We start from the raw sequence: 19,641 nt of genomic DNA, 5'->3' as shown, positions 1-19,641 counted from the left end.
ACTGTCATTCATGGCGTCCACTCTTGACAACCGGGGTCAGTGCGATTGCCCACGCCGTTATAGGTGTAGGCGGCTTGGTTGATCGTGGGGCCGCTGGCGCCGAGCTGGTGGAGAATCTGTTGCACTTGCGAGGCGGGATCATAGGTGTACGTCGTCTGGGTCCCGTTCGGCAAGGTCATGGCCGTGCGGCGACTCAGGGCGTCGTAAGTGAACGTCGTCGCATCCTGACAGGCACCCGCCGCCAGTTCACCGGGCGTGAGGACTCGGCTGTACAGCCGCACCTCATCGATCAGGCCTTGAGAGTAGCCGCTATTCGCGTCACCCGTCCTCCCGATGGCCAGCCCCCCGGTCGATTGCGTGATGAGCGCCCCCGTGGCCGTGCTTTCGAGCACGCCATTCATATAGAGCTGCCAGGTGCCATTGCTGTACGTCACCGCGGCGTGAATCCACTGCCCCGCTTGGACGACCGTCGACGACGAGACCGTCAAATTCCCATTGCGCCCACTGACGACGTGCCCCGTGGGATCGACATAGAGGCCCCAGTCCCAGATGCCGCTTGTGGGAGACTTGACCACCACCGCTTGAAACTGGCCGCGTGGTTGGGGCTGGACCCAGGCCGCGAGCGTGAACGCCCCCGTGGGAGCGAGATTGAGGTTCGTGGCAAACGGGATCGCCACATAATCATTCACGCCATCCAGGCTGAAGGCTTGGCCGACACGTCCCGTCGCGAAGGTGAGGCCGTTCTGCAGGGTGCCCGTGTTGCCGTCCTGACTATCCGTGGCCGTGCCCTCCGCTCGCCACCAGCTGACCAAGTCGGCAGTCGGGGAGGCGGGACAGGTGTTCGCATCAGAGGTAGCCACACGACTCAGCCGATTCAGCACATCGTAGGCGTAGCTCGTCTGCCCGGTCGGATGAGTGAGCGCCAGCCGATTGCCGGTTTTGTCGTAGTCAGCGCTCAACGTCACAGTTGGTTGATTGGACGAGCCATCGGTCTTCACCGTGGTGAGCCGATTGGCCTGATCGTACGTCATGGTGAGCACGCTATCGGGATCGGTCACGGTCGTCAAGTTGCCCACGAGATCGTATTGATAACTGGTGAGCAGATTCCCGGGGAGCGTCTTGCTCAACAATTGGTTCACCGGATCGTAGGCAAAGACAATCTGGTCCAGTTTGGGTGTGATGCGCTTGGTCAGATTATCATTGCCGTCGTACTCATAGGTTTCGACTTTGCCCAGCGGATCGGTCGTGCTGGCGAGTCGATTCCGGCTGTCGTAGGCAAACGTGGTGATCTGGTTCTTCGCGTCCTTCACGGTGAGGAGATTGCCATTCCCGTCATAGGTATAGACCGTCTCACCCAAGAGGGGATCGGTCACCTTCTTCAACCGATTCTTTACATCATACTCAAAGGCCGTGATGCGATCGAGGTGATCCTTCGACGTCGCCACGTTCCCGGCGCTGTCATAGGTCAAGGTTGTGGTGCGGTGCAACGGATCGGTGGTGGTGAGCAGCCGTCCCAGTGGATCGTAGGTGAATATGGTGGCGGGGTTGGCCGGATAGAGCGCGTCGCGGGTTTCGGTCAAGAGCCCACGCGCGTCATAGAAGAACCGCGTGACGTTGTTGTCCGCATCCGTGATCGTGAGCGGGTTGCCCTTGGCATCGTAGGTGATCATGGTCAGATGATTCTTGGGATCTGTGATGCTCGTCACCTGATTGAAGGTCGCTTCGTAGGTAAACGTGGTCGTGGCGGTAATACTCTGCTCCGTGCTCGTGAGCAGATTGCCCTTTACATCATAGGTCAGAAACTGTTCTGCATGCCCTCGCTCAAGAAGGACAATAGATTACGTGATTGACTCTACGCTGTTGTCATCGCGTGTCAACCCCCGAAGATGGCCCTATCCGTTCAGTCAGGCTGATACGGGATGTGGGCAAGAGAGAATCGTCCCGGTGGAGAGGTCTCGCGATGACGGTCATTGAGACTCTCATCGGAAACTGTGTATGGTACGAGCATCCACAGGAGATATCGCGATGCCATTGATCACCGACAATCATGTGTCCATTCCCTCATTCATGTACGGCACGGCGTGGAAGAAAGAAGCCACGACGGGGCTGGTTCTGCAAGCGGTGGAGGCAGGGTTCACCGCGATCGATACGGCGAATCAGCTCGTCCATTACGATGAAGCGCGGGTGGGGGAGGCGCTGCTTCAATTAGCGAAGCAAGGGGTCACCCGCGACAAGCTGTTTCTCCAAACCAAGTTCACTCCGGTCAACGGCCAGGACCATCGCCTCCCGTATGACGCGCAGGCGAGTATCACGACACAGGTCCAACAGTCCTTTGCGAGTTCGTTAACACATCTCCATACGGACTATCTCGACTCGTACGTCCTCCATGGACCGTACTCCCGGCGTGGCTTAGGAGCAGAAGATTGGGAGGTTTGGGCGGCGATCGAGTCACTCTACGATGCCGGCAAGACAAAGATGATTGGCGTCAGCAATGTCTCGGCGGAGCAGCTGACCTTGCTCTGTACGAAAGCCAAACATAAGCCGATGGTGGTGCAGAACCGCTGTTATGCGGCCTTCGGGTGGGATCAAGCAGTACGAGAGATTTGTCGGTCACATCGGATAATGTATCAGGGCTTTTCTCTCCTGACTGCCAATCAAGCCATCTTTGCCGAACCGGTCATCCAGGCGATGGCGGCGAAGTACCAGGCAGGGCTTGCCCAGATCGTGTTTCGCTTTTCGCAGCAGGTCGGCATGGTGCCTCTGACGGGCACGACGAATCCTCACCATATGAAGGAAGACCTGCAATCGGATCGGTTTACACTGGTACCGGAAGAGGTTCGACAAATTGAGACCATAGGCCTATAGCGATCATGGGTAAGATTCTGGTCAAACGTATCTATGAACCAGCTAGCACGTCCGATGGGTTTCGTGTCCTGGTCGATCGAATCTGGCCTCGCGGGATTGCCAAAGCTGATGCGAAACTTCATCTCTGGCTCCGGGACATCGGCCCATCGACGGCATTGCGGACATGGTTCAATCACGATCCGACTCGGTGGACGGAATTCCAGCGACGGTACCATGCCGAGCTGGAACAGCAATCAACAGTCCTTGCAACGATCACCGCGCAAGCCAAAGCCAGTCCGGTCACGCTGGTTTATTCCGCCAAGGACGAACAGCACAACCAGGCCGTTGCGCTCCGCAGCTTCCTGCTGAAACGAGAGGCGAAGATCAGACCTGCGGTGCCGCCGACGAATCAATCTCATGGAAGGCCCATAGAACAGAGAAGAAGGCGCCGCGATCATGACCGCGACTAGCTGGTGGTGAATCTCTACTCTTATTGTGTTGGTGAGGATCAATGGACGACACAGTTGTGATGATTGTATTCCTAGTCGGCGGGGTAGTCTGTTGGGTCATGGTGCATCACCGATACCGTCGATGGAAAGCCGGAAAATTGGCCGACAAGATGTTGGAGGATGTGATCAAAGGCAAGGATGCCTTTCGACGATGATGCCCGTCGCTTCCGGTCTCCACATGCCACCCCGTTTCTGTACGGAAGCCTGTCGGCCTCTCAGGGGGCCCCTGCCGTTGCTCATCATGGAGCCGTAGCCTTACGAACCCTCATGAATAGGCTGGGCGAGAATAAAGAAATGATTTCTTGTCAATACAGGTAATAGACTGTCCGAGTGAAGTGTCTTTAGTTTGTGAGAATCTGAAGGGAGCCATGGGATCAATTGTCATCATCGGAGGTGGGGCGGCAGGCCTCATGGCTGCTGAAGCAGCCGTTAGGACCGGCGTCGGGGTGGAGGTCTATGACTCGATGCCGTCTGTAGGGCGAAAATTTCTATTGGCGGGAAAAGGCGGCCTGAATCTCACGCATTCGGAGCCGATGGACTCCTTCCTCTCTCGCTATGGGACGCGCCGGGCATTCATCGAACCGGCGATTACAGCATTTCCTCCGACGGCTCTGCGGGCCTGGGCCCATGAACTTGGAGTAGAAACGTTTGTCGGCAGTTCCGGACGGATCTTCCCTGTTGATATGAACGCAGCGCCACTGTTGCGCGCATGGCTGCGTCGGTTACGGCTGAATGGTGTACGGTTTCATGTGCGACATCGATGGTGTGGCTGGGATGAGCAGGGAAGGCTTCGTTTTCTCACCGCGGACGGAATATCTCTGGTGCAGGCGGATGCGGTGGTGTTGGCCTTGGGCGGAGGCAGCTGGCCCCAACTTGGTTCTGATGCTGGGTGGGTGAAGATCTTGTCAGAACGGCATGTGCCGATCGCACCATTGCAACCTGCCAATTGTGGGTTTGATGTTCGGTGGAGCCAACATTTTCGTGCCAGGTTCGCTGGATATCCCGTCAAGACTGTGGCGCTGGTGAGTAACGCCCTGGACGGTTCGACCATCCGTCATATGGGAGAATTCGTCGTTACCGCGAATGGTGTGGAAGGCGGAATCATATATATAGTGTCAGCTACCGTGCGCGATGTGATCACTGCCGAGGGCCTGGCGACTCTGAGGCTCGATCTCGCTCCTGATCGAACCCTGAAGCAGCTCGTAAGCGATCTTTCTCGGCCCCGTGGAAAACGGACGGTTGCCACGCATCTCAAGCGGTGCGCCGGGATGACCGGTGTGAAGGCTGGTCTGTTGCGCGAGGCCGTGCCGAGGGAGGTGTTGGGTGATCCCGTTCGCTTGGCTGCTGCGATCAAAGCTCTTCCGCTGATGCTGACGGCACCTCGGCCGATCGAGGAGGCCATCAGTACGGCCGGCGGTCTCTCATTCACGGCTCTTGATGACAGCCTGATGGTCCGTTCTCTCCCGGGAGTGTTCTGTGCAGGAGAAATGCTGGATTGGGAGGCCCCCACGGGAGGCTATCTGCTTACAGCTTGTCTCGCGACGGGACGTCTTGCCGGAGACAAGGCTGCACAATGGAGCAAGACTCAGGTGGGGCGATCACCGTGCGGATAACGGGATTGATAACGCGCAGGGGCCTGCGCTTAGCTGAGGAGCCAATTCCAGAATGTGGTGAGCCAGCTGAAGATCATGCCGATCCATGAGTTGTCTACCTCAGGGGGGTCCGCATTCATCGAGGGGGAGGGGATCGATGGTGCGGAGACCGACCGACTCGGTGAAGCAGCCGTTGGTTCCGGGAGTTGTGCCACAAGGGGTTCCAGCGTCGGCGACTCTGATGGCGTGGAGGGTTCGGCTGTCATGGCCGGAGTGAGGCTCGATTCTTCCTCATCCGCAGCCACCGTCAAAGCGGCTTGGCCCTCTTCCCGCTCCTGTTTATACTGTGCGGCCGCAGTCTGCAAGGACGCGCTTTCATGACGAAGGTCCGCAATTTTTCGCGCGAGGCTCCAACTCTGGTTCATCAACGCCGCGACTTGTCCCTTGAGCGAGGTGAGCATCGCCTCCGCTCGTTGCCTCATTACCGGCAACTGTTCTTCTTCACGCTGAACGGCTGCGCGTAGTTCAGCGGTGCTCGCGTCTTCATGCCGATTGGCGGCTTGCAGCCCGGCGATTTGCTGGTCAAGTTCCTTCACTTCGTCTCGAACCGATTCAAGTGCTCGTGTATGTTCCTGCGCTTCCGCTTTGATCTGTTCATACGCGCGTTGGCTGACGCAGCCAGCCTCCGCAAAGAGTGCTCCCGCGAGCAGGCATACGGTGATCCCTTGAAAGACGCCTGAGACTGTGCTGCTAGGGTTTGTCATAGGCCTCGCCTCATGGGTTAGTGTGACCAGAAGCACTCGTGCCTGGATGCGCTGTTGGTTCGAGGGGGAGTGGGCGTCGTGCCTCAAAGATCGCTGAATCTCGCAAGATGCTAAGGATGTACACAGATTGGGGGTGTGAGTCAACCCCTTTAGTGATTCGGTAAACGGCGCTTGGACAACATGGGTCCGCTTTGCGTACCATATGGTCGTCATGGTATCGGAGTCGCCCATATCCATTCGGCTCTCACCGGAGTGTGAAGCCGCCTTGCTCGAACGGTTTCTCAAGGCCGAGGCGATGGCTCTGTGGACGGTTCGATCAGCGCAACTGCAGAATGTGCCTCCGAACGTGTACACCTTTCTCAGAAAGCATGAGGAAGATGAGCAAAAGCATCTGGCCCAGTTTGAGTCGCTGATCGGTCGACAGCCTCGTGAACGTGATCGTCTGCCTTCTGTTCCACGACAGTGGCCGGCGTTGGCGGTGCAGATCTACGGATATGAGTCGTTGGGGTTGGAATTCGCTCGCCTCTTGTTGACGTTGCGACCTGATCTTGCCTCGATTCTTGAAGACGAAATTGTTCATGTCGGCTTTTTCGAACGAGAGGTTCGACGTATTCTCGGCGGAAGTCCTGAGGGCGCTGAACAGGCCCGCGCGTCGGCACGGGGTTGGTGGCGGAGACTGCCGCGAACCGTCGATCGCTACGTGGAAGCGCCGGTGCTCGATCCGTTTCGACAGAGTTTGACCACCCACATTCTGGAGGCGATCGAGCGAAGATTGGTCACGACGGGACTACTGGACAAGAAGGCAACGCTGAAGGGGTGATTACGCCTGTTCGACGAGGAGGCCGGTGACGGCTCCTATCTTCCGGTATTTGAGCTCTCGTTGTGGGACGAGTTGTTCGACCGGCACGTCAAGTAACTCAAACAGTTGGTTCGTGAGCGTCTTTCCGACGAGATCGTACATGGCATCCGGTTCGCGGTGGGCTCCTCCCAGGGGTTCCGGCACGATCGTGTCGATCACGCCAAGTTCCAGCAGGTCCTGTGCGGTCATTTTCAGCGCGGAGGCGGCGGTCTGAACTTTTTCCGGGCTGTCCCACAGAATGGCGGCACATCCTTCCGGGGAAATGACCGAATAAACCGAATGCTCCAGCATCAGGACACGGTCCGCAACGCCGAGCGCCAAGGCTCCTCCGCTCCCACCTTCGCCGATGACGACCGAGATGATGGGGACGGTCAACCGAGACATGACGAACAAGTTCCGCGCAATGGCTTCAGCTTGTCCGCGCTCCTCGGCGCCGATTCCAGGGTAGGCTCCGGGCGTATCGATAAAGGTCAGAATCGGACGGTTGAACTTTTCCGCCAGCTTCATGAGCCGGAGGGCTTTCCGGTATCCTTCGGGATTGGGCATCCCGAAATTTCGTTGCATGCGTTCCTTGAGCGTCTTGCCCTTCTGATGGCCGATCATCATCACGGGACGGTCGTTAAACCGGGCAAACCCGCCGACGATGGCCCGGTCATCTCCATAGGCCCGGTCGCCATGAAGCTCAAGAAAGTCTCGCGTCAGTTCGCGAATGTAGTCGAGTGTGCTGGGTCGTTGCGGGTGACGAGCGAGCTGCGTTCTCTGCCAGGGACTCAGGTTCTTATACAGCTCGTGCTCAGCCTGCGCCAGCTTGGCCCGAAGCTTTCGAAGATCGTTTTGGGAGCTCGCTTTTCCGCTGCTTGCCGCAGCGGAGAGTTTCTCGATTTTCTCTTCAATCTCGCGGAGGGGTTTTTCAAAGTCGAGGTAGTCTCGCATGGACGTCAATCGATTCCTTCGCAGTGATGGTGGACCGATCGTGGTTGATTCCCAATAATACTGGTTCCTACGATAGCAAAGAAAGGGCCCCTTTGCCTAGTACTTCCTCGACATCCGACATGAAATGGTCGCTGGGGCAGATCGTCACATTCGGGAGCGGATTGGTCTCAGCTTCCAAACGCGCCTCTGTCCGGAACAGCATGGAGACGGTGGTGCTGCCTGGATGCCGGCGGAAGACATCGGCCAAGCGAGGTAATTGTTCTCGCACGTCAGGGTGATCCGTGAGCCGAATGCGGATTCGTTTGATGGATTGAGCTTGAACCTCAGCTAACGGTTCAATTTTGCTGCCACGAATCTTGGTCCCTTTGTCGCCGCGATCGATTGTCCCGGTGATGCGCACGATCTGTTCAGGTATCATCATCTCACCGGCCGTCTTAAACAAGTCCGGGAACACGATGATTTCCGTCGTGCCTTGCAGGTCTTCGATCGTCAGATAGGCCATGCGATCGCCCTTCTTCGTCAGCATGGATTTGACGGCGGCGATGACCCCGCAGATCTTGACCTCACTCCCGTCCGCGCAATCTTTCAGTCCTGTCGTCGTCGTGGTGGACAAGGCACCCAGCACGGTTTCGTACCGCGTCAATGGGTGGGCGGAGATATAAAACCCGGTGAGTTCGCGCTCGTATTTCAATCGTTGGGCTTGATCCCATTCTGCGATCGACGGCAATGGTGGAATCGGGAGAGGCGCGGACATCCCGTGCCCGTTCATCTCCTCCCCGAAGATACTGATCTGACCGCAGTCACGCTCGCGCTGAGCCGCGGCTCCTTCCTCCACCGCTTGGTCCAGCACGGCGACAAGCTGTGATCGCCTGGCCCCGGTGGAATCGAAGGCCCCGGCCTTGATCAGGCCTTCCAACATCCGCTTGTTGACCTTGTGGAGATCGACTCGTCGGCAGAAGTCAAAGAAGGAGGTGAAGGAACCCGTCTGGGTCCTCACCTCCAGGACCGACTCCACGGCGCCTTCACCGACATTCTTAATGGCGGCCAACCCGAATCGGATGACGTCCTCGGCGACGGCGAAGTGTTTTTGACTGGCGTTCACATCGGGGCCCAACACTTTGATCCCCAAATCGCGACATTCCGTAAAATAGCCGACCAGCTTGTCTTGATTGCCCATGTCGGTCGTCATGAGGGCCGCCATAAACTCGGTCGGATAGTGCGCCTTGAGGTATCCTGTTTGATAACAGACCACCGCATAGGCGGCGGCATGTGATTTGTTGAACCCATATCCGGCGAACTTTTGAATCAACTCGTATAACTTCTCCGCTTTTTTCTCGGGAATCTTGTTCTCTGTGGCCCCGTCAATGAATTTGACGCGCAGCTTTTCCATTTCCTCGGGCTTCTTCTTCCCCATGGCACGACGAAGAATATCGGCTTGTCCCAACGAAAAGCCGGCGACCTTGTTGGCAATCGCCATCACTTGTTCCTGGTAGACGATCACCCCGTAGGTATCCTTGAGGATTGGTTCCAATTCAGGAACTTCATAGGTAATGGTGACCTTGCCCTGTTTTCGCTTGATGAAGTCCGGGATGAGATCCATGGGGCCTGGTCGATAGAGCGCAATAATGGCGATGATATCTTCGAATCGGTCCGGCTTGAGTCCCGTGAGCAGATCGCGCATTCCGGAGCTTTCCAACTGAAACAAGCCAGTGGTTTTCCCCGAGCTTAACAGCGCAAACGTGGCTGGGTCGTCAAACGAAACCTGATCAATGACGAGTGGGGGGCTGCCGGGATGCGTCTCGTTGATTAAGGTCTCGGCACGGCGAATCATCGTGAGGGTCTTGAGTCCGAGAAAATCGAATTTCACAAGACCGATTTTCTCGACGTCTCCCATCGAGTACTGGGTCACCACTTCATCGTTGGCCCCCTTGTAGAGGGGCACATGGTCGGTGAGGGGGCCTTCAGAAATCACGATGCCGGCCGCATGGGTCGAGGCATGGCGCGCGAGGCCTTCAAGGGACTGCGCGTTGGTCATCAGTTCTTTCACTTTAGGATCAGTGTCGACCAGCTCGCGTAAGCGAGGTTCGGTCTCCAGGGCTTGCTGGAGGGAGATGTTCAACTGGTTGGGAATGAGCTTTGCGACCTTGTCCGCGTCTGCATAGGGCATCTCCAGCACACGTCCGACATCGCGGATGGCGGCTTTCGCTCCGAGCGTCCCGAAGGTAATGATCTGAGCGACATGGTCGGTCCCGTATTTCTCCACCACATAGTTGATGACCTCTCCCCGGCGATCCATGCAGAAGTCCATATCGATATCGGGCAGGGAGACCCGTTCAGGGTTCAAGAATCGCTCAAATAAGAGGGTGTACACCAGCGGATCAAGATCGGTAATCCGAAGCGCATAGGCGACAAGACTTCCGGCTGCCGAGCCTCGCCCCGGTCCTACCGGAATGCCTCGTGATCGGGCGAAACGAATGATATCCCAGACGATGAGGAAGTATCCGGCAAACCCCATCGAACAGATGACCATGAGCTCTTCACGAAGCCGTTGGTCATAGACAGCCGATGCTATGCGACTGGGACGCTCCTTGAGTCGTGCTTGTAGACCCGCCAGTGCAAGATGCTCGAGATAGGACTCACGGTCCTTGAATCCATCAGGGATACGGTACTGCGGGAGGTAGGTCTTGTTGAGCGGAAGGTCGAGTGCGCAATGATCCGCAATACGGCAGGTATTCGTCACTGCGCCTGGAAACTCTGCAAACGCCGGAGCGATCTCTTCAGTGGATTTGACGTACAGCTGGTCCGTGTCGAACTTCATCCGGTGTGGATCGCCGACGGTTTTCCCGGTTTGCAGGCACAGCATGAGCTCATGGGGACGCGCATCTTCCTTCTTCAGGTAGTGACAATCGTTGGTCCCGGCCATCGGGATCCCGAGTTTCTTGTGAATTTCCACGAGGCCGGCATTCGCGATACGCTGATGATCAAGTCCGTTCGCCTGCACTTCAAGATAGAAATGATCCTTCCCGAAAATCTCCTGAAATTCTCCCGCCACCGCCATGGCGCCATCCATATCTTTTTGGCCGATGAGATAGGGGATTTCACCGCTCAAGCAACCTGACAGCGCAATGATGCCGTCATGATGGAGCTTCAATAATTCCTTGTCGATACGCGGCTTATAGTAGAACCCTTCAAGATATCCCTTACTGACCAGCTTGATGAGGTTCTGGTAACCGGCGAGATTTCTCGCGAGCAGAATCAGATGGTAGTAATCGTTATGGGCAAGCCCGCTATCTTTCTTTGCATGGCGACTGCCTAACGCCATATAGGCTTCACAGCCGATAATGGGTTTGACCCCTACCTCTTTGGCCTTGCGGTAAAATTCGACGGCGCCGAACATGTTGCCATGGTCGGTCATGGCGACAGCCGGCTGATTGAATGTTTTGATTTGACGGACCAGTGGATCGATCTGATTGGCGCCGTCGAGCAGGCTGAATTGTGTATGGAGATGAAGGTGAACGAAAGAAGATGCCACGAACGATAAACCTCGTTGCGCGATTGTAGTCAGGGTGAACGAAGGAGTCAACGGCAGGGAAAAGTAGGATGGGCCGTTCGCCTGTCGCAGGCCGATATTGGGGCTGGTGGCCTAGCTAGAGCCGTTCCTTATATTTGTCGTAGTGTTGCTTTTTGGCTCCCGCGATCCAATTCTCCCGTTTAATCCGCTCGGGATCGGTCGCGAGTTTCTTGGCGATTTTCTCCACATCCTCGGGTTTCCATCGAGCGATTTGAATAAACGTCCGGGTGCCGAGCTTGTGCAGCGTCTCAGCAAAGACTGGACCGATACCCTGGATCTTCTTGAGGTCATCGCTTTGCTTGGGCTTGCTGCCTTTGGGAGGGCTACTGAGAGGAGGAGTCTCAGCATCATGCTGGCGTGACTGTGGGGCGGACGCCGTTATCGGAGCAGGTGGCGTAGTGCGCAGGGTCGCGCGCAGTTCTTTGAGCCGTTTTTGTAGGCGTTCGATCTGCTCGTCTTTTTCCGGAATACCCTGCACTTCTTTCCGGAGAGTATCGCGTTCCGTGTGGAGCTCTTGAAGCTCGCGCTGGAGGTCGGCAAGTTGTTTGTCTCGCTCCTGTACCCGTTGCTCCTCAAGCTGATGTTGTGCCTGTAGGTCTTTGTAGACCAGATTCTGTTCGAGGAGCGTTGCGGTCTCGCGTTCCAGGGTCTTGACGGTCTGTGCGTGGGTACGTTCCCACTCCTTGATTACCGCTTCCTTCTCACGCAGGAGGTGGGGCATCGGTACCAGCTCTTCAATTCGCCGGTCACGGTCGACGAGAGACTGCTCAAGTTGCTGGATGGTGGTGCGATGGGCGGCCTCGCGATCGCTCAACTCCACTTCGAGCTGGTGGATCCGATCTTGTGCCGTCTCGAGTTGCTTGACCTGGCTGCGGAGCCGCTCGCGGTCGGCCAAGCCTTCATTCAGTTGCGCAATGTGATCACGGAGGACGCGGATCTCTTCCTTGAGGACCTCCCGGGCTTGCTCAGCCGACTGAGAGGCCTGCTGGGCATCTCGAAGTTCGTCCATGTGAGCAGCGGCATTCGCATCAGCCTCCCCAATCCGTTGATCGCGCTCGGCGAGCGTACGTTCAAGTTGCTGGATGGTGGTACGATGGGCGGCCTCGCGATCGCTCAACTCCACTTCGAGCTGGTGGATCCGATCTTGTGCCGTCTCGAGTTGCTTGACCTGGCTGCGGAGCCGCTCGCGGTCGGCCAAGCCTTCGTTGAGTTGGGCAATATGGTCTCGCAGGGCACTCACTTCCCGTTCCATGACTTCCCGGGCCTGCTCGGCGCTCTGGGAGATTTGGCGAGCAGCGCGTAGGTCTTCGGCTTGGGTGGAGGCCTGGCTATCGAACGCCTCAATTCGTTGATCACGTTCGGTGAGCGCACGTTCGAGTTGCTGGATAATGCCGCGATGGGCGGCTTCGCGATCACTGAGCTCGACTTCAAGTTGGTGGACGCGGTCTTGTGCCGTCTCCAGCTGCTTGATCTGGGTGCGGAGACGCTCGCGATCGGCCAAGCCTTCGTTGAGTTGAGCAATATGCTCGCGCAGGACCCCCACTTCCCGTTCCATGATTTCACGGGCTTGCTCGGCGTTTCGACAGGTCTGTTGAGCTCCTCTGAGTTCATGAGTCTGGGTCGCAAGAATCGACTCTATTTCACTCACGCGTCGGCGAGCCGTGGCTCCTTCTCCTTCCGAGATCGTCAGTTGCTTTGATCGGGTTGTGAGTTCTGCCTCAAGGGCTTTGAGCCGCTCATTGCGGGCGATCAGCTCACGTTGCACGGAGGAATGCATGGTCTCCGACGACATGACTTTTTGTTCAAGAATCTGCACGGCCGACGTTTTGACCTTCAGATCGTGCGTCAACGCATCCAGGGCCTGCTCTTTGGTCCGTAACAGACCTGTGGCGTCATGAGAGGGCTGTTCTTGTGAGCGTTTGGGAATTTGCCGCAACCACCAGCCGACTCCAAACCCAATTCCGGCTGCAATGAGGAGACATCCGATCATTTGGCTAATCAGCGTCATCATAGATCACGTGGTCCTTATCATGAGCAACTCGATCCGTTGATTCTGCGGGAGACCCGGTTGATATTTTCTATTTGACAGAGGACGCGTCGATCCATAGCCGATGGTGGTAAACGGATTGGTGAGCCCCTGGTCGGTCAAGTACTGCTTCACCGCATCGGCGCGCTGCCGGCTCAACCGTAAATTGTGCTCGGCCGCACCACCGATATCGGTATGACTTGCGATCTCAATCGGTGCGGTCGGAGCTTTTCGAAGGAGGACGACAATGTGATCGAGAACCGCCTGACCTTTGGCCGTGACGGTGGCGCTGTCTGGTTCGAACTCGATCGAGGATTTCGCAAGGACCTGATTCAGTGACAACTGGAGGGCCGTGAGTGAAACGGAAGCGGGGGACGAGGCTGTCGCCTGTGCGACCATCACGCGGTCCTCAATTTTTAACCCTGCTCGTACCGCCGGAGCCATCACCTGGAGCACGTCGGCTTTTTCGCGAGCACTCGCGACCTGACCGGTCACAACCAGTGAATGGCCGTCAATAATGATAGAGCCACGTTCAGTCATCCAGCCCAAAATCGGGAGCAGCTGTGGAATGGTGTCCACCCATGCAGCTGAACCGACTTGTGCGTCGACGGTGAACTGGTCAGTCACACGGGTTCCCTTTTTTGCATACAGCGTATGTGCCTGCTCAAGAATCGAGGTCTTGCTCCGTTGGGTGGGGAGTGAGCCCCGAAGTATCAAGGTGTTTTGTTCGAAGCTGATATAAAGCGAAGCTGGGGTGATAGCTGTGGTCCGTGGTTGTGAAGGGAGATGTCGGGGGATGCACACCACGGCAAGCAGCATCAGCGCAGCGATACCGACAGCAAGAATTCTTGCACGCCTCGTGAACTCGTCCCGTTCAACCTGGGGCTGGTCGTTGCTGTGCGGGTCCTGACGGTGCCACATGTCACGACTATGTACTAGGTGGGAGATGTTCAGTCAAGCAGGTCAACGACAAGGAGACGGGTTCGAACTGGTCTCCATGGAGCTAGATGCTTCGGCATGCTTCTAGTTGAAACTGAGGTCAATCGGCCATCACCGCATATAGTTCGGTAGACGAATTATATGGTTTTTAGACCGCGTAAGGAATCACTCGTATCGGAGTCACGACCGACGACTCTTCATCGTCAGCGAAGGTCAAAGCCGTTCCTTGTACTTTTCGTAGTGCTGTTTCTTCGCTCCGGCAATCCAATTCTCACGTTTAATCCGCTCCGGATCAGTCGCAAGCTTCTTGGCGATTTTCTCGATGTCTTCTGGTTTCCATCGCGCGATTTGGATAAACGTGCGGGTGCCCAGCTTCTGGAGCGTAGCGGCAAGGCCAGGCCCAATCCCGTCGATCTTTTTCAGATCGTCTGGCTGAATGGGCTTGCCGCTCTTCGGCTGTTGTCCGACCGGGGACTGTTGTCCCGTCCCATTCTGGCGCGCCGGGGCGACGGGTTTGCTGACTTTGGGTTGCGAGGAGTGTGGCGCAGCTTCCCTCTGGCGATGCGGCTGGGGAGGAACGATGGCTGATGAAGGCGTTGCCTTCAGTGCTGCACGCAGTTCTTTTAACCGCTTTTGCAAGCGATCGATCTGCTCCTCCTTTTCAGGAATGACTTGCACCTCCTTGCGGAGGGCTTGCCGTTCCGCCTGCAAGTCCTTCAGCTCACGCTGGAGGTTCGCAATCCTGGTGTCGCGTTCCTCTAGCTGTTGCTCGTCGAGTTGATGTTGCGCCCGGAGTTGATCCTGCACTGTACAGGATTCTTGAAGCTTTGTCGCCTCAGCTTCGAGGTCCTGCATCGCGCGTACGTGGGTTCGTTCCCATTCTTTAATGGCAGCTTCTTTCTCGTGCAGGAGGTGGGCGGCCGGCACCAGCTCATCGATCCGACGGTCTCGCTCCGTGAGAGCCTGTTCGAGTTGTTGGATGGTGCCGCGGTGGGCGGCTTCCCGATCACTCAGCTCGACTTCCAGCTGATGCACACGGTCCTGGGTCGCCTCCAGCTTCTGGACCCGGGCACGGAGTCGATCGCGGTGGGCAAGGCCTTCATTGAGTTGCGCGATCTGCTCACGGAGGACGCGGATTTCCTCCTTCATGACCTCCCGGGCCTGCTCCGCCGTTCGACTGGCTTCCAACGCATCCTGCACTTCGTCCGCTTGCACGGCCGCCAGCGAATCAAACTCACTGATCCGACGGTCGCGCTCCGCAAGGGCCTGTTCGAGTTGCTGGAGCGTGCCGCGATGGGCGGCTTCCCGGTCACTCAGTTCCACTTCCAGCTGATGGACACGATCTTGCGCCGACTCCAATTTCTCCATGCGGACTCGGATGTGATCCCGATCCGCTAGTTCCTCATGCAGCCGTACGATCTGCTCACGGAGGACGCGGATTTCCTCCTTGGAGACTTCGCGGGCCTGCTCAGCCGCCTGACAGGCCTGCTGGGCACCACGGAGTTCGTCCGTCTGGGCAGCGGCGCTCGCATGAAACTCCCCAAGCCGCTGATCGCGTTCGGCCAGCGTCCGTTCGAGTTGCTGGATGGTGCCGCGATGGGCGGCCTCCCGATCACTCAGTTCGACTTCCAGCTGGTGCACGCGGTCTTGGGTTGCCTCCAGTTTCTTGACCTGGGCTCGCAGCCGGTCTCGGTGGGCGAGTTCCTCGTTCTGTTGGGCGATATGCTCCCGGAGGACGCGGATTTCTTCCTTCTGGACATCACGGGCCTGCTCCGCCGTTCGACAGGCCTCCAAGGCATCCTGAACCTCGTCCGCTTGCGCGGCCGCCAGCGTATCGAATTCCCCGATGCGACGGTCGCGCTCCGTCAGGGCCTGTTCGAGTTGCTGGATGGTGCCGCGATGGGCGGCCTCTCGATCACTCAGTTCGACTTCCAGCTGGTGGACACGGTCTTGGGTCGCCTCCAGCTTCTTGACTTGGGCGCGGAGTCGGTCCTGGTGAGCAAGGCTCTCATTGAGTTGGGTGATCTGTTCCCGGAGGACGCGGATTTCTTCCTTGAGGACTTCGCGAGTCTGTTCGGCGGTCTGAGAGACCTGTTGGGCCGTGTGGAGTTCGCCCAGCTGGATGGCCGCCAGCGAATCAAACTCACTGATGCGACGGTCGCGCTCCGTCAGGGCCTGTTCGAGTTGCTGGATGGTGCCGCGATGGGCGGCCTCTCGATCACTCAGTTCGACTTCCAGCTGGTGGACACGGCCTCGCATCGACTCCAACTCTTTGACTTGAGCGCGAAGGCGTTCTCGGGCGGGGAGGCCTTCGTTGAGTTGAGTGATCTGTTCACGGAGGATGCGGATTTCCTCCTTCAGGACTTCGCGGGCCTGTTCGGCCGACTGACTAGCCTGCTGCGCCGCACGGAGTTCATCCGCGTGGGCAGCCGCGCTGACGTCAAACGTATCGATCCGCTGATCTCGTTCGGTGAGAAGCTGTTCGAGTTGCTGAATCCTACGACGATGAGCGGCTTCTCTGTCACTCAGTTCCACTTCCAGCAGATGGACACGATCTTGTGCCGATTCCAGCTTCTCCATGCGGACTCGGACTTGATCCCGGTCCGCCAGTCCCGCATTGAGCTGAGCAACATGTTCGCGCAGCACGCGAATCTCTTCCTTCAGGACCTCGCGAGCTTGCTGAGCTCCACGGAGCTCTTCCGTCTGGGCCGCAATGATCGACTTCAGCTCACCCGCCTGTTGTTGTGCTGCGACTCCATCAGTCTCTATCTCCGACACGCGTTTCGATCGGAGGGCCAATTCTGCCTCAAGCGCCTTGATCTGCTCGCCGCGAGAGACGAGCTCTCGTTGGGCTGAGTTGAATTGCGTCTCCGATGACATGACCTTCTGCTCGAGAATCTGCATCGCCGCAGTCTTGACTTTCAGATCATGGGACGTCGTCTCCAGTGCCCGTTCCTTGGTCCGTAGCAGATTGACAAGCTCTTGGTGTTGTTGCTCCAACGAGCCCTTCGGAGGAGGTTGTAACCATCTGCCCAGTGTGCTCATAGTTAATCAGTCCTTACTGCAGCTTTGTAGATGATGCGGTTGAAGATATGCTCGTGGGTTGCTGAGTGAGAGATTGCATCGAACCATCACTGGATCGGCTTGTAGGCAAAGATGCCGCTTGTCTCTGGTGAAGAAGAATGAGGTTGTGGGATATCCGGGACGCAGGAGGGGGTCTCAACGCCATGCCGCCGGTGATAATCTCCGCGTGCTTCATGAGGTCATGCCCACTGTGGATGATGTGATGCCAGGGGTTCAACATGTGACGGTACCACAATTGATCAGGCATGTACTAGGATGAAATTTGCCCAAATTCAATGGCCGTCGATACTGGTGGAGGAGGGGCCCTGCTTGTGTTCGGTCTGGGTTATACCGGAAGAGTGCGGGGCTCGTGCTGCGCATGCTTGTTGGGAGGATGGATCGTCCTGATATAGGAGTAGGCACGTCGCTAGCGGTCTCTTCGGAATCTGTCGGTGTAAGGGAGACGATCACTTCTTCCGAGGTGGCTGAAGCGGCGGGCGTATTCTCCACGGTGCTACGGGACATTTTTGAGTCGTATCCGGAGGGTGAGTTGTTCCGGAAGGAAGTGTTTGTGAAGGGAACTGAGACGGGCTCACCTGTTTGCTGTGAGCCCGCCAGTAGGGCGCTCATGCCTATTCCTTGGCGCTGGCCTATGCGTGTGCTGCCTGATGATCATCCCGGCGGCGGCGAAGGTTTGTTCCGATGCGGGCCCGTTCCTGTTCATACCCCATGGCCGTGTAGTACAAGGCCCGATCAAAAAACTGACCGAGGATGTGCAGGAGTTCCAATTCCCCATGGAGCTCCATCGGGCTATCAGAGAATCCTTCGCGTTGGACAAAGCCCGTCATATGATCTCTGGTAGCCGTAATCGCCCAGAGGAAATGGCTATAGGCGACGCCCTGTGCGGCTCGCCGTGCGCCAAGTTCGGTGTAGCGGTGCTCAATTTCGGTCTCGGTCATGTCCATCAGCCAGTTATTTAGGTTTTGGTAGATTTCGCGGGTGCGCGCTTGGAGCTCGTCGGGTGGGACTTTTCGTAAATCGCTACAGCGTGGAGAATTCCATACTTTCTCGCTCAACTCTCGAGCAAGTTTTTCGGAGTTCTTCTCGATCAGCCTCACCAATCGGCCAGCCAACATAGCGCACCTCCTCTTGTGAGTGGTTGAGGGAGAGGACCGCATGTATACCATGTATACAATGTAGTATCCATTTCAAAGACATTACTTGAATGATAGTACCCACGTCAATGACACGTTTGTTTGGGCGAGTTGACCCCGGTTGTCAAGAGTGGACGCCATGAATGACAGTCTCACGCCGCCGACTGTTGACGGGCCCACCGTTGGGCAAATGCCGCGGGCGAGCGATTCCCCAGCCGGGAATGCCGTCGCTGGCGGTTGTAGAACACCTCGATGTATGCTGTAATCTCTTGCCGAGCCTGCTCCCGCGTCTCATATCGTCGGTGATGCACCAGCTCAGTTTTCAGTGTTCCCCAGAAACTCTCCATCGGTGCGTTGTCATAGCAATTGCCCTTGCGACTCATGGAGGGGATCATGCCGAACTGCCGCAGCTGATCCTGATAGTCGTGGGCACAATATTGAGACCCACGGTCGGAGTGGTGGAGCAAGCCCGGGCGTGGGCGTTTCGCCCCGACCGCGTTCCCCAAGGCGTGGCGCACCAAGTCCGTCGTCATCCGGGCCCCCATGGCATACCCGACGACCTCACAGGTATACAGATCCTTGACCCCGGCTACATACAACCACCCTTCCCCTGTAGGAACATAGGTGATGTCGGTGAGCCAGGTCTCATTCGGGCGTGTCGCGGTGAACGTTTGTGCCAAGCGATTCTCCGCCACCGGCAGGTGATGCGCCGAATCCGTGGTGATCGTGAACCGTCGCACCGGTGTGCAGCGCAGGCCCAGTTTCTTCCGCAGCCGCTTGATACGGCCGATCCCAGCTGGAAAGCCGTCTTCACGCAATTCCGCTTGGAGGCGCTCCGGGCCGTACGTGTGTCGGGTCCGCACGTGTGCCGCCTGAATCGCCACTTCCAGCCGCGCATTCTCCTGGGCGCGTGTCGACGGACGCCGATGCTGCCAGGCATAGTAGCCGCTTCGGGACACCTCCAGCACCCGACACAACAGAGTCAACGGATACTGGAGACGCAGCGTCCTCATGAGCGCGTACCGGGCAGCTGCGCCTTGGCAAAGTACGCGGTGGCTTTTTTTAAGATGTCGCGCTCCATCCGCGCTTCCGCAAGATCCCGTTTGAGCCGAGACACCTCGGCCTCCAGCTCCGTCACGGGCCGTCGGCTCTCTCCCAGCGTAGTGAGCTGGCCCTGCCGAGCCCGACCCACCCAGCGCTCGAGCGTCCTGCCCGACATGCTCAGGCGCCTGGCGGCCTCCGGAATCGTCACCTGCTGTTCCAGGACTAGCCGCACGGCCTGCTCTCGGAACTCCTTCGTATACTGCTGTCGCGGGACCTGTTCCATCTCACACCTCCAGCCCTCTCATTCTAGGTTGAAGGCGTCCACTTTTTCGAGCTTACCTCA

At 57.4% G+C, this 19,641-nt stretch carries 14 protein-coding genes; 5 read left to right on the top strand and 9 right to left on the bottom strand.

What is annotated here, in order from left to right:
- Window positions 1-8: 8 nt before the first annotated feature.
- The gene (locus tag COMA1_RS18740; RefSeq protein WP_090751064.1) at window positions 9-1,706 is read right to left on the bottom strand and encodes a LamG-like jellyroll fold domain-containing protein; all 1,698 of its coding nucleotides are present in this window, start codon (window positions 1,704-1,706) and stop codon (window positions 9-11) included.
- Window positions 1,707-2,025: 319 nt separating this feature from the next.
- Here COMA1_RS18740 and COMA1_RS18735 point away from each other — a divergent pair, with 319 nt between their 5' ends.
- From COMA1_RS18735 to COMA1_RS18725, 4 genes are all read left to right on the top strand, one after another.
- The gene (locus COMA1_RS18735; protein WP_090751063.1) at window positions 2,026-2,865 is read left to right on the top strand and encodes an aldo/keto reductase family protein; all 840 of its coding nucleotides are present in this window, start codon (window positions 2,026-2,028) and stop codon (window positions 2,863-2,865) included.
- Window positions 2,866-2,870: 5 nt separating this feature from the next.
- Window positions 2,871-3,314 carry a DUF488 domain-containing protein gene (locus COMA1_RS18730; RefSeq protein WP_090751062.1) on the top strand — a complete coding sequence of 148 codons (444 nt, stop codon included), beginning with the start codon at window positions 2,871-2,873 and terminating at the stop codon, window positions 3,312-3,314.
- Window positions 3,315-3,355: 41 nt separating this feature from the next.
- Window positions 3,356-3,508, top strand: coding sequence for a hypothetical protein (locus COMA1_RS21235; protein ID WP_176698181.1), 153 nt, complete (start codon window positions 3,356-3,358; stop codon window positions 3,506-3,508).
- Between the two features lie 213 nt (window positions 3,509-3,721).
- Complete coding sequence (locus tag COMA1_RS18725; RefSeq protein ID WP_090751061.1) at window positions 3,722-4,966, top strand: TIGR03862 family flavoprotein; 1,245 nt, start codon at window positions 3,722-3,724, stop codon at window positions 4,964-4,966.
- 29 nt (window positions 4,967-4,995) lie between these two features.
- Here the strand turns inward: COMA1_RS18725 and COMA1_RS18720 are convergent, their stop codons facing one another.
- Window positions 4,996-5,709 carry a hypothetical protein gene (locus COMA1_RS18720; protein WP_090751060.1) on the bottom strand — a complete coding sequence of 238 codons (714 nt, stop codon included), beginning with the start codon at window positions 5,707-5,709 and terminating at the stop codon, window positions 4,996-4,998.
- A gap of 211 nt (window positions 5,710-5,920) precedes the next feature.
- Here COMA1_RS18720 and COMA1_RS18715 point away from each other — a divergent pair, with 211 nt between their 5' ends.
- Window positions 5,921-6,529, top strand: a complete 609-nt coding sequence (locus COMA1_RS18715; RefSeq protein ID WP_141654419.1) for a hypothetical protein — start codon at window positions 5,921-5,923, stop codon at window positions 6,527-6,529.
- Here COMA1_RS18715 and COMA1_RS18710 read toward each other — a convergent pair whose 3' ends face one another.
- The 7 genes from COMA1_RS18710 to COMA1_RS18680 form a co-directional block, all read right to left on the bottom strand.
- Complete coding sequence (locus COMA1_RS18710; protein WP_090751058.1) at window positions 6,530-7,501, bottom strand: acetyl-CoA carboxylase carboxyltransferase subunit alpha; 972 nt, start codon at window positions 7,499-7,501, stop codon at window positions 6,530-6,532. It abuts the gene before it with no gap.
- Between the two features lie 67 nt (window positions 7,502-7,568).
- On the bottom strand, window positions 7,569-11,033 hold the full coding sequence (gene dnaE / locus COMA1_RS18705; RefSeq protein ID WP_090751057.1) for a DNA polymerase III subunit alpha: 3,465 nt from the start codon (window positions 11,031-11,033) through the stop codon (window positions 7,569-7,571).
- Window positions 11,034-11,148: 115 nt separating this feature from the next.
- Window positions 11,149-13,083: a hypothetical protein gene (locus COMA1_RS18700; protein WP_090751056.1), complete on the bottom strand. Its 1,935-nt coding sequence runs from the start codon at window positions 13,081-13,083 to the stop codon at window positions 11,149-11,151.
- Between the two features lie 3 nt (window positions 13,084-13,086).
- Window positions 13,087-14,019 (bottom strand): OmpA family protein, encoded by a 933-nt coding sequence (locus COMA1_RS18695; protein WP_090751055.1) that lies wholly within the window; start codon window positions 14,017-14,019, stop codon window positions 13,087-13,089.
- 231 nt (window positions 14,020-14,250) lie between these two features.
- A complete protein-coding gene (locus COMA1_RS18690) occupies window positions 14,251-17,082 on the bottom strand; it encodes a hypothetical protein (protein WP_090751054.1) in 2,832 nt (943 codons plus the stop codon).
- 668 nt (window positions 17,083-17,750) lie between these two features.
- Window positions 17,751-18,236, bottom strand: coding sequence for an RsbRD N-terminal domain-containing protein (locus tag COMA1_RS18685; protein WP_090751053.1), 486 nt, complete (start codon window positions 18,234-18,236; stop codon window positions 17,751-17,753).
- 170 nt (window positions 18,237-18,406) lie between these two features.
- Window positions 18,407-19,581 (bottom strand): IS3 family transposase gene (locus COMA1_RS18680; RefSeq protein WP_407921304.1). Its coding sequence is split into 2 segments (ribosomal slippage): window positions 18,407-19,305 and window positions 19,305-19,581, totalling 1,176 coding nucleotides; the frame shifts between segments, so codons are not numbered across the junction.
- Window positions 19,582-19,641 lie beyond the last annotated feature (60 nt).

The organism is Candidatus Nitrospira nitrosa (genome assembly GCF_001458735.1).
Lineage (GTDB): Bacteria > Nitrospirota > Nitrospiria > Nitrospirales > Nitrospiraceae > Nitrospira_D > Nitrospira_D nitrosa.
Note: the sequence above shows the minus strand (reverse complement) of the source record. Positions and strands in the feature narration are given on the sequence as shown.

What these genes read in the sequence shown, in the direction of transcription:
- COMA1_RS18735 (WP_090751063.1), top strand. Translation starts at nt 2,026, where the DNA reads ATGCCATTGATCACCGACAATCATGTGTCCATTCCCTCATTCATGTAC.
- COMA1_RS18730 (WP_090751062.1), top strand. Translation starts at nt 2,871, where the DNA reads ATGGGTAAGATTCTGGTCAAACGTATCTATGAACCAGCTAGCACGTCC.
- COMA1_RS21235 (WP_176698181.1), top strand. Translation starts at nt 3,356, where the DNA reads ATGGACGACACAGTTGTGATGATTGTATTCCTAGTCGGCGGGGTAGTC.
- COMA1_RS18725 (WP_090751061.1), top strand. Translation starts at nt 3,722, where the DNA reads ATGGGATCAATTGTCATCATCGGAGGTGGGGCGGCAGGCCTCATGGCT.
- COMA1_RS18720 (WP_090751060.1), bottom strand. Translation starts at nt 5,709, where the DNA reads ATGACAAACCCTAGCAGCACAGTCTCAGGCGTCTTTCAAGGGATCACC.
- COMA1_RS18715 (WP_141654419.1), top strand. Translation starts at nt 5,921, where the DNA reads ATGGTATCGGAGTCGCCCATATCCATTCGGCTCTCACCGGAGTGTGAA.
- COMA1_RS18710 (WP_090751058.1), bottom strand. Translation starts at nt 7,501, where the DNA reads ATGCGAGACTACCTCGACTTTGAAAAACCCCTCCGCGAGATTGAAGAG.
- COMA1_RS18700 (WP_090751056.1), bottom strand. Translation starts at nt 13,083, where the DNA reads ATGATGACGCTGATTAGCCAAATGATCGGATGTCTCCTCATTGCAGCC.
- COMA1_RS18695 (WP_090751055.1), bottom strand. Translation starts at nt 14,019, where the DNA reads ATGTGGCACCGTCAGGACCCGCACAGCAACGACCAGCCCCAGGTTGAA.
- COMA1_RS18690 (WP_090751054.1), bottom strand. Translation starts at nt 17,082, where the DNA reads ATGAGCACACTGGGCAGATGGTTACAACCTCCTCCGAAGGGCTCGTTG.
- COMA1_RS18685 (WP_090751053.1), bottom strand. Translation starts at nt 18,236, where the DNA reads ATGTTGGCTGGCCGATTGGTGAGGCTGATCGAGAAGAACTCCGAAAAA.